A 14,377-nucleotide genomic window follows, 5' to 3' on the forward strand; every position below is an offset into this window, starting at 1 on the left:
GCCGGCGTGGCGGAATTGGCAGACGCGCTGGACTCAAAATCCAGTGATCTTTCGATCGTGCCGGTTCGACCCCGGCCGCCGGTATTAACTAAGATGAATTCATCTTAGTTTTTTATTGGAAAATAAAATAACGTATTTTAGAATGGCGAATGTGGCGAAGTGGTTAACGCACCGGATTGTGGCTCCGGCATTCGTGGGTTCGATTCCCATCATTCGCCCTTTTTATTGGGGTATAGCCAAGCGGTAAGGCAAGGGACTTTGACTCCCTCATGCGTTGGTTCGAATCCAGCTACCCCAGTTTTTTAACGCCGGCGTGGCGGAATTGGCAGACGCGCTGGACTCAAAATCCAGTGATCTTTCGATCGTGCCGGTTCGACCCCGGCCGCCGGTATCACGCTCAAACGCAGACTTGCGTTTGGGTTTTTCTGTCTTTTTGTCAATAAAGATTGATGAGCTGGACAAAATCAAATCTGGGTCAGAATGCCCCCATTCTGTCTCAGATTTTTTTGTTATTTCAATTTGATTAATTAATTGATCAAAAGGATTCTGTTTTTCATGTTCTCAAATGATTTAAAACTGTAGGATATACGTTTCATTGTCTTTATAATTGAAACGTATATTTTATATGGTTATCCAAAAACGGTCGGAATTTACAAAAATAGCTGACGTATTTTTGCAAATTTAGGCTTATTTTGCAGAAGCTATTTTTGATTGGGTGACGGTGAAAAAGGGGATGCTTTGATCTATCTTTGTCAAAGCTATGAACGAGTAGTAAGAATGATCTGAGAGATAGTTCCTATTTTTTCTATTTGTAGCTTAATGAGAAAATAAGTTAAATAAAAGTACGTCTAGAAAAGGCTACTGTATAGATATAAATAAAAGAGTGTTAACACGATAAAATATTAAAAGACAATAAGTAGAGAGAACCAAAAATAGGGAGAGCCTCAAAAATAAACTGTGATTTACGAGAGTGTTCACTAAGATTTATTTACAGAAGCTGCTTTTGCTATTTTTTTAAAAAGAGAAAAGCAGCTTCTTATATATATTTTCCTATTCTTGGATAGCTTGTTGCTATTTTTTACGTAAAAAATGTGGAAACGTTAAAATAAGAATGTCTAAAATGAATACATGATTTATCTTATGCGTTTTTATAAAATTGGTGAAAATAATCGAGAAATTTGTTGCTTGAATAACAACCAATTAGACATGGCTTTGATTGTTTCAGTTGTCATGGGCATACATTGTTTTTCATCTAATAAAAATTGATTGGCTAATTTTTCTAAAAATACGTGATCGTAAATTACTGTACTTGTTTCGAAATTTAAACGATAACTACGGATATCTTGGTTTGCAGAGCCTATCATACAAATTTCATCATCCATGACCAAAGTCTTAGCGTGTAAAAAACCTTGTTCATAGACCAAGATTTGGACATTTTCTTTAATTAATTGTCGTGCGTAATATTGGGTTGCACGATAAATAAATGGATGATCAGGTTTATTTGGAATCATGATTTTTACTTCAACACCTGAAGAAGCAGCTATTTTTAAAGCAGCAATAACACTTTCATCGGGAACAAGGTAAGGCGTTTGAATCCATACTCTTTTTTTTGCAGCAGTAATCAGTTTGATGAAAGACAATTTAATTTGTTCACGTTCATTATTTGGACCGCTTGATACCAATTGAATGGAGGTATTCTCAGAGCTTAAGTCTTTGCTATGCTCTTTTTGAAAGAAATAATCAAGATGATATCCAACTTTTTTTTGTTCGGGAACAGATACGTTCCAATCAGTTAAAAAACGTAATTGTAATAAGGAAGCCGCGGCTCCATGGATTCGAATATGTGTGTCTCGCCAATAGCCAAATTTTTTTGTTCGATTGACGTATTGATTAGCGATGTTAAAGCCACCAGTATAGCCAATTTTTCCGTCGATTACTACGATTTTTCGATGGTCGTGGTAATTTAAACGAAAGCGAAGTAACGCTCTTTGAGAAGTTACAAAGGTGTGAACGTGCCCACCGTTTTTGATGAGCCGATTAAAATCTTTTGCTTTTGTGCCGTGAGAACCAAAAGCGTCATATAAGAGACGTACTTCTACGCCTTCAGCGGCTTTTTTTTCAAGCAGCGCCAAAACTTGTTGTCCAATATTATCTGTTACAAATGCGTAATATTCAAAATGAATGGAATGTTTTGCTTGTCGAATATCACTTAATAAAGAAGTCAATTTTTGTTGTCCATCTGTTAATAATGTTACTGAGTTGCGGCGGGTTAGCGGCATTCGATTTAAGGAAGAAAAAAAATCAACAAATTGTTGATGTTCTTGATTTTCCATGATTGGATCATAATGCTCAATTGTATCCTCTTTAAAATCTTGAAAATTTTCGAGTTCTTTTAAGTCGCTTTGTCTTAAGTAGAATTTTTTTTTGTCAGTGAGACCGCGACCAAAGAAGAGATAAAGAATAAAACCGAGTCCTGGAAGTGCAAATAGGACAAGCAGCCATGCCCAGATGGCTGCTACATCACGGGGTTTAATTAAAATTGTGACTAAAGCAATTAGTGCATTAATTATATAAAGACTAGTTAGGATAGTTGTGACCAAAATAGAATCCTCCTTAGATAGAATAACAATAGCTATTATAGCATGATAAATCCAAGAAACCTAAATTTAAGAGAACATAAATAAAAAATAAATTTGAAGATGTGCTTATTCTTAAAGTAAAATGGTTGCAATTTTTTATGTCTTCCTGTAGGATAATAATAGAATTGAATATCTCCTTAGGGGAGTAACCGACAACAGTCGTTGTGATAATATCAACAGTAAGTTAACCAATGGTTTTCTGGTATTGTATGAAATGGTGAGACCTAAGACAAATCTGTATTTGTCTTAGGTCTCTTTTTTCAGTTGGTAAGCTATTGGAACGAAAAAAATGGGGGATGGAATTTGGAAAATAAGAAACAAGCTCAGACTGCTGTCTATAAAGAATCAATTGACTCTTTAATGCAAAAAACACAGAGTTCAGTAGAAGGATTGAGTACGTCACTGGCGAAAGAAAAGCTTGAAAAAAACGGATTAAATCAACTAAAAGAAGCGCCTAAAAAGCCAACGTGGAAATTATTTTTAGAAACATTTAAAGATGCAATGGTTATTGTCTTATTGGTTGTTGCTCTGATTCAAATGGTTATGGGGGATTACATTGAATTTATTGTTATCTTTGCTGTGTTGATATTAAATGCTGTCATCAGTGTAATCCAAACAAAAAAAGCAGAAGGTTCTTTAGAAGCATTAAAAAATCTATCTGCTCCTGATGCGCGCGTGATTCGTGACGGAAAAGAAAAAACAATTCCTGCTAATAAACTAGTAGTAGGAGATATTGTTTTGTTAGACGCAGGAGATTATGTACCTGCCGATGGTCGTTTATTAGAAGCTGGTTCGTTGAAAGTAGATGAAGGAATGCTTACTGGAGAATCAACAGCATCAGAAAAAGAAGTCATAGATATTACACAAACTGTGCCAATTGGTGATCGTTTGAATATGGTTTTTAGCGGAACCATCATCACCTATGGTCGTGGGAAATTTTTAGTAACGGCTACAGGAAATAATACAGAAATCGGTGAAGTAGCAGGCTTGCTTGAATCAACAACTGAACAAGCTACGCCATTACAGCGAGGGTTAGATAAATTTAGTAAGAAATTAAGTTTAGCTATTTTGGCTTTGTCTTTAGTTATTCTTGCTATCCAGTTGTTCCGGATTTATTCAGGTGAAGGAACGGGGGATCTAACGGCAGATATTGTAAGTGCAGTTATGTTTGCAGTAGCAGTAGCGGTAGCAGCTATCCCTGAAGCTTTGCAGTCCATTGTGACCATTGTTTTATCTTTGGGAACCAATAAAATGGCCAAACGCCATGCTATTATTCGTAAATTACCAGCTGTTGAAACGCTCGGTTCTACAAGTATTATTTGTACCGATAAAACCGGCACGCTGACACAAAATAAAATGACGGTCGTCGACTATTATTTAGCAAATGGTTCTACAGGCGATTTTACAAATGAACCAGCTAAATGGACAGATGATGAAAGACGTTTAATAGAAATTAGCGTCTTAGCAAATGATGCTTCCATAAGCGAAGACGGAACGAAGTTGGGAGATCCGACAGAAGTTGCTTTTATTGATTTTAGTGAAAAATTGAATCAGCCTTACCAAGAAATTCGGAGTAATTATCCAAGGCAAGCGGAGTTGCCTTTTGATTCTGATCGAAAACTGATGTCAACTGCGCATACTATTAATCAAAAACAATATCTTTTTGTTAAAGGCGGACCAGATATTGTATTTGCACGCAGTAAAAAAGTATTGATAAATGGTGAAGTGGTGCCGATGACGGATGAATTAATGAAAAAATTCAAAGAACAAAATGAAGCTTTTTCAAACAAGGCGTTGCGTGTGTTGGCTTTTGCTTATCGTCCAATTGAAAATACAGAGTTATCCTTTGAAGATGAAAATGAGTTGATTTTAGTGGGCTTGCTGGCGATGATTGATCCGCCAAGAGCAGAAGTGACACGAGCAGTAAAAGAAGCTAAAAGTGCTGGGATTAAAACCATCATGATTACAGGGGATCATAAAACAACTGCGGTTGCGATTGCAAAGGAAATCGGTATTTTTGAAGAAGGAAATCAAGCATTGACAGGAACGGAATTAGACGAATTGACAGAAGATCAACTAAATGAAGTGTTAGAAAAAGTGACGGTCTATGCGCGAGTGTCTCCCGAAAATAAGATTCGCATTGTTCGTTCTTGGCAAAACAAGGGGCATATTTCAGCTATGACTGGTGATGGGGTAAATGATGCGCCGGCTTTGAAACAAGCCGATATTGGAATAGCCATGGGAACGGGAACGGATGTTGCAAAAGATGCAGCAGCGATGGTTTTAACCGATGATAATTTTGCTTCGATCGTTAGTGCCGTAGAAGTAGGAAGAAATGTTTTTGATAATATTAAAAAAGCTATCTCTTATTTATTTTCCGGTAACTTAGGAGCAATCATTGCGATCATTTTTGCTTTAGTTGCTGATTGGTCGAATCCGTTTACCGCTTTACAGTTGTTATTTATTAATTTAGTAAATGATTCACTGCCAGCGATTGCTTTAGGGACAGAAAAAGCGGAACCTGCAACTATGAATAGACCGCCAAGAGATCCAAATTCCGGTATTTTTACCGATAAAACATTAATTTCTGTCACCTATCGTGGCGTATTGATCGGTGTTGCAGTTATTTTTGCTCAATGGTTGGGGATGCAGCATTCATCAGAATTTGGTGTAGCTATGTCTTTTTCTACTTTAATTTGGTGTCGGACGCTGCAAACATTTCCTGCTCGTTCAAATACACAAACAGCCATTCAAGCCGGCTTTTTCTCTAATAGAAGTGTTTTACTAGCAGTTGTTGTATGTAGCGCATTGTATTGTTTAACGATCATTCCCGGTTTGAAAGAAGTCTTTTCCATTCCCGCAGCATTTGGTTTAACAGAAATTTTAACATGTATGGGTATTGCTTTAGTGACGATTATTTTGATGGAAGTCACAAAATTAATTCTTATTCAAGTGCAAAAAAATAAATGATTGGTGCAATTAAGTGAAAAACGATATTTTTTAGGAGTGAAGAAATTCACTCTTTATTTTGTATATTGTCAAAAGCAAAATGATGTAGGTAATGGTTAGTGTTCTTTTTTAAGAATTTGTTTTGTAATAAAATAGGGTACAAGTAGAGCCATCTATAGAAAAGTTAATAGTTTTAAAAAGTGAAAAAAGAATGAAAAGTGAATGAAGGAATCGTGGATAAATTTGGTTTTGAATAATAAATGAGAAAGATTGAAAAATTTTTTATTTTAAATAAAAAGCAGGTCATGGCAATGAATGGATTCATTAATTATAAAATACTTGATATATTTATTGATTCTAAAAAGTAATAAAAGGTAAAAAATTATAAGGAGTTTTAAAATGAATGAAGAAGATTGGAATGCATTTGCAGCTGAGTATTATCTGAATCAAAGAGAAGGAAAAACGACGATTGTCAAGGATGTCATTGACTATCTAAAAAGAGAAGATATTTTACCGACTGAACAAATAGTAGATGTAGCTGGTGGTTCTGGGCGTTACTTAGCCATGGCAAAAGAAGCAAAGATGTATGAATTAATTGATTTTTCAAGTGAAATGCTGAAGTTTGCTGCAAAAGAAGTAGTAAATTTAAGTATTGAAAATATTTGTTTGACGAAAAAAACTTTTTTAAGTTTTTTAGAAAATGCCAAAAAGTATGATCTTATTTTTTCGGCTTCAAATCCAGCGTTAGATCATCCAATAAAATTGGAAAAAATATACAGGAAAATGAAAAAAGCTTGTGTAATTATAAGGGTTGTCTATTCTAAAGATGATCTATTTGCACCACTGGAAGAACAGCTAGATATTCTAGAGGAGGATTATATAGTTTCATCAGAGATCATGAAGCTGTTTGAAACTTATTTGAAGGAGGAAGAAATTCCCTATAAAAGCAAAAAATTTACGTATTTATTAAAAGAAAAAATTACTGAATCATTTATGAAAGATTATTATGAAGAATATCTCGAAGATGCACGTTTTAATGAATACGTTAAGAAGTATTTTGATCAAAAAGAGCAAGTAATTAGCACAACAAAATTGACTTATCAACTATTGTTAATTTTACCGCAAGAACGATAAAGTGAGGAAAGAATGTTTTTCATTTCTTAAAATTGAACATTTCTAATTTGAATATCCATATTCTTGTAATGATCTTTTTTGTGTGAAGAGTACATTTTTGAAAAAGGTGGAACAATCAGTTATAAAACTGATTGTTCCACTTCTTGTTTTTGAAATTTTTTGTTGTTACAAAAGAAGCTTTCATTTTAAATAGATATTTTAGACTGTGATTATTTGAAGTGAATCAGGGGTTTTTTGATGAAGGAAAAGAAAACTTGTCTTGATTATTATTTATAGTAGCGAATGCCTTTTTCTACTTTAGTGATTGAAAAAGGTACATTTGAAGAATATTCTGCTTTTTTTCCTTGTTCAGGCAGCTTTTCACTAAATATTTCTTCGTACTGATCGATTGTGACGGCTTGTCTTGCATTTAGCATTTTTTGATGTTCTTTTATAAATAAGAAATCTTGATAGCCTTTTTCTAAATAACCAGTGAAAAATTCACTAACCGCCCCTGAGCCATAACTGAATAATCCGATTCGGTCTCCAGCTTTTAATTCTTGCGTATTTTCTAAAAGAGAAGTCAGACCAAGATAAAGAGAGCCAGTATAAAGATTGCCGATTCGACGGCTGTAACGAATGCTTTCTTCATAACGAGTGAGCAGGCGGGCTTGTGTTTTTTTATCTGTTTGATCTAAGATACTTTGTAAGGCTTTTTTCCCCATTTTTGTATAAGGAATATGAAAGCTTAAAGCATCGTAGTCTTCCAGTTTAAGACCCGTTATCTCTTTATGATGATTCCATACTTTTTGGAAAGATTCGATATAAGTGGCATTAGATAATGGTCCGTCAACCACTGGAAATTGACAATAAGTAGGACGCCAAAAATCATAGATGTCTTCTGTTAAAAAGACGCTATCGTCTTCAATCGAAAGAATATGCGGATCTTTTGTCACCATCATTGCTACTGCGCCTGCGCCTTGAGTGACTTCACCGCTACTGGCTAGGCCATAGCGAGCCATATCGCTTGCAATGACTAAAACTTTACGTTTTGGGTGGTTTTTGATATATTCTTTTGCCATGTGTAAGGCAGCGGTGCCGCCGTAACAGGCTTCTTTTACTTCAAATGCTCGAGCAAATGCTTGAATTTTTAATAAACGATGGATGATTACCGCACTGGCTTTTGAATAATCGATTCCTGATTCTGTTGCAACGATCACCATGTCAATTAATTCACGGTCTTTACTGGTTACAAGTTTACTGGCAGCATTTGCTCCGAATGTGACAATGTCTTCTGATACACGATGGATAGCCATTTGGTCTTGGCCGATTCCAATATGATACTTGGCTGGATCTGCTCCTCGTCTTTTAGCTAGTTCTGTCATATCTAGATATAGATTTGGAATAAAAAAGGAAAGACGGTCAATCCCTACTTTCATTTCAACACCTCTTTAATTAGGATAAAAGCTTACTTTATTAAGTTAACATAAAAATGTTAAAAGAAATATAAAAAAACAAATATTTAAGGATTGTTAAAATTTATTCTTAGTTTTTTTGAAGCTGTAACAGACTATTTGTTTTTAGTAAAAACAATGGTATATTTTTCTAGGAGGTGGCTGACTTGAAGGAAGTCGTAATTATAGATGCTGTGAGAACACCAATTGGAAAATATCGAGGAAGTTTAAGTTCATTGACAGCAGTTGAATTAGGAACCATTCTTACAAAAGAGCTGTTAAAAAAAACAAGGATTCCCAAAGAGATGATTGATCAAGTCATATTTGGAAATGTTTTACAAGCTGGAAATGGGCAAAATGTTGCTAGACAAATTTCTGTTAAAAGTAAAATTCCTGTGAGCGTTCCTGCTATGACGATTAATGAAGTCTGCGGCTCAGGGATGAAAGCAGTGATTTTGGCTCGTCAATTGATCCAGCTAGGAGAAGCTAAATTGGTTGTAGCTGGTGGAACGGAAAGCATGTCTCGTGCTCCGCTGCTTCAACAATACGAAGCGCAAACAGCGACTTATCAAGAAGAAATATCGAGTATGGTTAACGATGGTTTGACAGATGCTTTTTCCAATGCGCACATGGGGTTGACGGCTGAAAAAGTAGCAGATAAATTTTCAGTTACAAGACAAGAACAAGATCGCTATGCACTGGAATCACAAATAAAAGCAGCAAGAGCCAGTGAAAGTGGCGCATTTAAAGAAGAAATTATTCCTATTTCTTTGCCTGATCAAACAACGATCGAAAAAGATGAAGCGATTCGAGGAAATAGTACTTTAGAAAAATTAGCGACGTTGAAGACGGTGTTTTCAGAAAAAGGAACAGTAACAGCTGGTAATGCTTCGCCTTTAAATGATGGGGCTGCTGTTTTAATTTTAGCTTCTAAAGAATATGCGATTGAAAATAACTTACCTTATTTAGCGACGATTAAAGAAGTGTCAGAAATTGGTATTGATCCTAGTATAATGGGAATTTCACCAATTTTAGCAATCCAAACAGTATTAAAAAAAGCAGGTTTGTCAGTAGAAGAAGTGGATCGCTTTGAAATTAATGAAGCGTTTGCAGCTTCATCTATCGTTGTGAATCGGCATTTACAGCTTGATGTAAAAAAAGTAAACGTTGATGGCGGCGCAATTGCTTTAGGTCATCCAATTGGTGCAAGTGGTGCAAGAATTTTAACGACGTTAAGTTATGGACTAAAACGAATGAAGAAAAAATATGGAGTAGCTTCATTATGTATTGGCGGTGGTCTTGGATTAGCTGTTTTGCTTGAATCAACTCAAGAAATAGAAAAACAAAATGAGTTAAAAAAAAAATTTTATCAACTGACGCCTGAACAACGTCGAAAACAGTTGGTTCGTGAAGATCATATCAGTCAAGAACAAGCAGATAGTTTAAAAAACCGAGGATTATCTGAAGAAATAGCTAATCATTTGATTGAAAATCAAATCAGTCAAGTGGAAATTCCTTTGGGAGTAGCTCAAAATTTCCAAATTAATGGAATAAAAAGACAAGTTCCAATGGCTACAGAAGAGCCGTCTGTCATTGCAGCTGCTAGCAACGGTGCAAAAATTTGTGGAAATATTTTAGCAAAAACACCGCAACGATTGATGAGAGGACAAATTGTTTTGACTGGACAAATGCAATATCAAGAGGTTATCGAAACCATAAAAACAAGAAAAAACGAACTGATCGCTTGTGCCAACGAGAGTTATCCTTCGATTGTAAAACGTGGAGGCGGCGTAAAAGAAATGAATACTAGAGAATTTATGGGAAGTGACCACGTGTATCTTTCGATTGATTTTTTAATTGATGTCAAAGATGCAATGGGCGCAAACATTATTAATGCCATTTTAGAGGGAGTGACTCATCGATTACAAGAGTGGTTTTCCCAAAAAGAAATTTTGTTTAGTATTTTAAGCAATTTTGCAACGGAATCTCTGTCAACTGCTTGCTGTGAAATTCCTTTTGAACGCTTGGGGAAAACACAAGAAGAGGGAAAGAAAGTAGCAGAAAAAATCCAGCAAGCTTCAGAATATGCAAAATTAGATATTTATCGTGCTGTTACTCACAATAAAGGGATTATGAATGGTGTGGAAGCAGTGATTCTGGCTACCGGAAATGATACGCGCGCTTGTTCTGCTGCAATTCATGCTTATGCTTCAAAAGATGGCTTTTATCAAGGATTATCAGATTGGCAAATAAATGATCACAAGCTAATAGGAAAATTAAGTGTACCTTTAGCAGTGGCTACAGTTGGTGGAGCCTCAAGAGTTCTACCTAAAGCAAAAATAGCTCTTGAAATGTTGAAAGTAGCATCGGCAACAGAATTGGCACAAATTATTGCAGCTGTCGGCTTAGCGCAAAACTTGGCTGCTTTGCGAGCATTAGTTACAGAGGGAATCCAAAAAGGTCATATGTCATTGCAAGCAAGAGCATTAGCTATTACAGTTGGCGCACAAGGAAGTGAGATTGAACAAGTTGCAGCGTATCTGAGAAAGTCGACCCACGTGAATCAAGACACGGCTAAAAAATATTTAATGAAAATTCGTCGCTAAACGATGGTTTCAAAAAAAGCCAAGAAGTAAACGAACGACAAAGAACAACTTGGCATTCATGCAATAAAATCTCTGTTTAAAAAGAGAATAAGTTGTTAATGATTAGTTGAGTTTAGCGTTGATAAAAAGGCGTAGTTCCTTACTGTTGTGTGTAAAGTCAAATAAAAACGGAGTGAACGATAGTCACTCCGTTTTTATTTGTAACGCTTTTACTTAAAAAAGATATTATCTTTCTTTTAAAGAAGTTGCAGCAAACTGCTCGATTAATGGGATCAGTGTTAGCTTAATTTTGTACTTACGTTCTAAAGCTTTTTCAATTGTAAATTCGTTTTCTACTTTCATAGAAATTTCAGCTAGCTTACGTGGTTCAGCTGTTGTTTTTTCATAAATAACTACTGAATCCGTTTCTTTTGCTGTGTAAAATTTTGGATATTCAGCTATTGCATTTGAAAAATCAGTGAAAGACAAAGTAATAGGCTCAGTTATACGCTGTTTTTCAGTAATATTTTCTATTGTTGCATCTATTGAACCGGCAGGTGTTGTTTCATTTACTGCTGGTATAGCAGTTGTTGAAGCTAGTTGAGCTGTTGGTTCATTGTTTTTCAGACGTTGATCGTTCCAATACGAAACGATTTCAATCAATAAATTATCACGGAAACGTTCAAAAATCCCTTTTTCTCCTGAACGAATTCGTTTTAAGACAGTTGTAAAATTATCATCAATTGGCACATTGATACGCGTGCTTTGATTTGTTTGTCCCGCTAAGCCAATTGTTAAGACTTTACGATCTTTTGAATCAAGCATGACTTGTAACGGTAAGCCATAGCGACGTAAACTTTCATCTTCCAATGAATGGAATAGTTGATTTCTGATTCCATCTAAAGAAGGACGGAATTGGTTGAGTAATTTTTGTTTTTGTTTTTTCTTCATATATTCTCTCCTTCGCTCATCCCCTTACGATTATAAGAAAAAAAAGAAGAAATGAAAAGGATTAAATGAAAAAAACTTACATAGTATATGTATTGTCCTCTTAAAAAATGGTAATTTTTTTAAGAGGACAATAGAATAGTTTTAACTTTACAAATGAAAAAAGCTAACCGTTTCTTGCAAAATAAGCCTGCAAGTTTCAAGAAACATTACTTGAAACTTGCAGGCAAAAGCAAATGTCATTTTTCATTTTTTATTTATGTTTTTTGGAATCAATGCAAAAACGGGTAATTCAGGTGAATAAATTACTTCATGTTCTTGCCATGTCGTGACCATAAGTGAATGATCAAAACGTTTGGTTAGCTCTTGCAGCTTTTGTTCATGAGTCCAATGACGTACAGGAAAATGTTGAATATTATCCGGTCCAATCAAAAAAAGAAAATCAGAATGAAAGGTACGGGTAATTTCTTCGGGCAGCGCATTTAAGCGTTCAAGCGGATTCATCATCAGCAAATTCCTTCAATCAAAATTGCGTGGTATCTGGATCTTTTGCTTTGCCGACTACCCCATTGAATTGGTCGATTTGTTTCATTTCGTCTTCAGAAAGTTCAAAATCAAAGAGTTTTGTATTTTCTTTGATGCGACTAGGAGTAACTGACTTAGGAAGCGGTAAAAAGCCATGCTGCAAAGACCAACGTAAAGCAACTTGTGCAATGCTTTTATTGTATGCTTTAGCAATTTTCTGCATTTCTGGTACTTCAAAGATTTTTCCTGTTCCTAAAGGACTGTAAGCTTCAAGAATCATCTCATGCTTTTGCGCATAGTCCACTACTTTAGGTTGTAGCTCACCTGGCGCTAAGAAAATTTGGTTGACCATCGGCATGATTTTCGCTGTTTTTGCTAATTCATCCAAATGATGCGGCAAGAAATTGCTGACGCCGATAGCTTTTATTTTACCGGCTTTGTATAGTTCTTCAAAAGCACGCCAAGTTTGTGCATTTGCTTCTTGCCAGTTTTCACGAAAAGCAATGGGGTTCGGCCAATGGATCAAGAAAAGGTCTACATAATCTGTCTGCAATTTTTTTAAAGATTCTTCAAAAGAAGCCATAGCTAACTCATAACTGTGATTGGCATTCCATAGTTTAGTGGTTAAAAAAATCTCTTCTCTTGGGATTCCGCTTTCTTTGATGGCTTGGCCGACACTTTCTTCGTTTTTGTATCCTTGGGCTGTATCGATGTGACGATAACCAACGGCTAAAGCTTCTTTAACAGAAGAAACAGCGACATCGCCGTCTGGCGTTTGCCAAGTACCAAAGCCTACAACAGGAATTTCATAACCATTTGATAAACGATAGGTGTTTGTTAGTGAATCCATACGCTCAACTCCTTAATTTTTAATTCATTCTAAGTGTAGCGCATTTAAAAAAAAAAGAAACCTATTTTGTTTAAAAAGGGAACATTTTTATTCAAAAAGAAAAAAGCTGTTTTTCCTTCTGGCATTTTTTAGATATTTTCCGTAAACTAGATCAGAAAGGAATGAGCGTATGGACATTTATTTAAAAAAAGCAATTTTGCATATTATTGATCGTGAAACGGGGACGCCAGTTTTTTCACAAAAAGAGTTAGATCTGACAAAGGAGTTTATTCGAGAATTTTTGCAAAAGAAAATCCAAAAAATTTCTTCTGTGCAAACGAAAACAGGTCAATTGGCCTCAGATGGCATAGTGGTTAAACAATTGCGCCAATGTCAAGAAAATTTTATTGAAGCAAGCAAAGCAATCGTTCAACGTTGGTTTGAGGTTTACCAAGAAAGCGAGGAAGCTCCGAGTGCTGACGTATTTATCGTTTTGTATGAAATAGATACAATTATGTACTTAGCGTTGTTGAAAGTCAATTATCGCGAGTCTTATACTCATTTTGTAGAAGCAGATGAAGCAGGAATTGATAATCGACTGATTTTAAATCGTGCAATTTTAGGGTCAAAAACTCAAAAGGCAGATGAGGCATTTGCGGTTGATTTAACGAATCTTACGTATGAATTGATTGAAAAAAAATATAAGTTTTCTGGTAAAAAAGAATTTTACTTTTCTAATAAAGTTATCGAAAGTGTTCCTGCGCCTTCTCTTGAAGAGAACGTCAAGGTGATTCAAAAAGTAGCGAAAAGTTTAGGAAAAAAATTTGAAACAGAAGAATTTGATCTTGTGGCTGATTTGAAAGAAGCGGTTTATGATACGATTGAAGAAAAAGGTAGATTGGATCATGAAATGATTGCTGAAAAAGTTTTCAAGGAAAATGTCACAGCAAAATTGGCTTTTCAAGAAGAAGTTCAAGAACAAGGCTTTGTAGCAGAAGCCTTGCCTGTCAAAGAAGTACAAGAAATTTCTGAAAAAAAATTTGGGAAACAAAAATTTAAGTTATCTAATGGGATAGAATTAATTGTGCCGGTTGATGTTTATCGAAATCCCAATTTGATTGAATTTGCAAATAATCCAGATGGTACTATTTCAGTGCTGATTAAAAATGTAGAGGAGATATTGAATCGCTTGTAACAAATAAAGGGGACTTGTTGAAACGAACAATAAGCTACTTAGTTAAATAATTATTGCTATCTAAAGAACAGGCTAAAAAACAAGAGAGTAAAAAGAGAATTTTACAAAAATATTTGTCTTGAAAATAATGTGAGGTTCTT

8 protein-coding genes, 4 tRNA genes and 2 pseudogenes are annotated in these 14,377 nt (G+C 35.3%); 8 read left to right on the forward strand and 6 right to left on the reverse strand.

Translation table 11 applies throughout. From position 1 onward, the window contains the following. The 4 genes from RV14_RS05505 to RV14_RS05520 all read left to right on the forward strand — a co-directional run bounded on the left by RV14_RS05505 (nucleotide 1) and on the right by RV14_RS05520 (nucleotide 391). A tRNA-Leu gene (locus RV14_RS05505) sits at nucleotides 1-84 on the forward strand. Nucleotides 85-145: 61 nt separating this feature from the next. Beyond that, nucleotides 146-218 (forward strand) — tRNA-His (locus RV14_RS05510). Nucleotides 219-226: 8 nt separating this feature from the next. Next, nucleotides 227-298, forward strand: a tRNA-Gln gene (locus tag RV14_RS05515). 9 nt (nucleotides 299-307) lie between these two features. Beyond that, nucleotides 308-391, forward strand: a tRNA-Leu gene (locus RV14_RS05520). 757 nt (nucleotides 392-1,148) lie between these two features. Here RV14_RS05520 and cls read toward each other — a convergent pair. Continuing rightward, on the reverse strand, nucleotides 1,149-2,600 hold the full coding sequence (cls, locus tag RV14_RS05525) for a cardiolipin synthase (RefSeq protein WP_071855300.1): 1,452 nt from the start codon (nucleotides 2,598-2,600) through the stop codon (nucleotides 1,149-1,151). A gap of 342 nt (nucleotides 2,601-2,942) precedes the next feature. Here cls and RV14_RS05530 point away from each other — a divergent pair, with 342 nt between their 5' ends. Together RV14_RS05530 and RV14_RS05535 are read left to right on the forward strand one after the other, a co-directional pair. Beyond that, nucleotides 2,943-5,609 (forward strand): cation-translocating P-type ATPase, encoded by a 2,667-nt coding sequence (locus tag RV14_RS05530; protein ID WP_071855301.1) that lies wholly within the window; start codon nucleotides 2,943-2,945, stop codon nucleotides 5,607-5,609. Between the two features lie 378 nt (nucleotides 5,610-5,987). Beyond that, complete coding sequence (locus RV14_RS05535) at nucleotides 5,988-6,722, forward strand: class I SAM-dependent methyltransferase (RefSeq protein WP_071855302.1); 735 nt, start codon at nucleotides 5,988-5,990, stop codon at nucleotides 6,720-6,722. A 266-nt stretch (nucleotides 6,723-6,988) separates the two neighbouring features. Here the strand turns inward: RV14_RS05535 and RV14_RS05540 are convergent, their stop codons facing one another. Then, nucleotides 6,989-8,140, reverse strand: coding sequence for a hydroxymethylglutaryl-CoA synthase (locus tag RV14_RS05540; RefSeq protein WP_071855303.1), 1,152 nt, complete (start codon nucleotides 8,138-8,140; stop codon nucleotides 6,989-6,991). A 182-nt stretch (nucleotides 8,141-8,322) separates the two neighbouring features. Between RV14_RS05540 and RV14_RS05545 the strand changes: the two genes are divergently transcribed. Further along, nucleotides 8,323-10,761 (forward strand): hydroxymethylglutaryl-CoA reductase, degradative, encoded by a 2,439-nt coding sequence (locus tag RV14_RS05545; RefSeq protein WP_071855304.1) that lies wholly within the window; start codon nucleotides 8,323-8,325, stop codon nucleotides 10,759-10,761. 225 nt (nucleotides 10,762-10,986) lie between these two features. Here the strand turns inward: RV14_RS05545 and RV14_RS13030 are convergent. The 4 genes and pseudogenes from RV14_RS13030 to RV14_RS05560 all read right to left on the reverse strand — a co-directional run. After that, nucleotides 10,987-11,232 (reverse strand): annotated as a pseudogene (locus RV14_RS13030) (hypothetical protein); the annotation flags it as partial. A 101-nt stretch (nucleotides 11,233-11,333) separates the two neighbouring features. Then, nucleotides 11,334-11,691 (reverse strand): annotated as a pseudogene (locus RV14_RS13035) (hypothetical protein); the annotation flags it as partial. A gap of 243 nt (nucleotides 11,692-11,934) precedes the next feature. Continuing rightward, on the reverse strand, nucleotides 11,935-12,192 hold the full coding sequence (locus tag RV14_RS05555; protein WP_071855390.1) for a hypothetical protein: 258 nt from the start codon (nucleotides 12,190-12,192) through the stop codon (nucleotides 11,935-11,937). A gap of 19 nt (nucleotides 12,193-12,211) precedes the next feature. After that, on the reverse strand, nucleotides 12,212-13,063 hold the full coding sequence (locus tag RV14_RS05560) for an aldo/keto reductase (RefSeq protein ID WP_071855306.1): 852 nt from the start codon (nucleotides 13,061-13,063) through the stop codon (nucleotides 12,212-12,214). A gap of 169 nt (nucleotides 13,064-13,232) precedes the next feature. On the opposite strand from RV14_RS05560, the gene RV14_RS05565 reads away from it, so the two are divergent. Then, nucleotides 13,233-14,237 carry a nucleoid-associated protein gene (locus RV14_RS05565; protein WP_071855307.1) on the forward strand — a complete coding sequence of 335 codons (1,005 nt, stop codon included), beginning with the start codon at nucleotides 13,233-13,235 and terminating at the stop codon, nucleotides 14,235-14,237. Nucleotides 14,238-14,377 lie beyond the last annotated feature (140 nt).

Origin of the sequence: Enterococcus ratti (genome assembly GCF_001886195.1) — a bacterium.
GTDB lineage: Bacteria > Bacillota > Bacilli > Lactobacillales > Enterococcaceae > Enterococcus_B > Enterococcus_B ratti.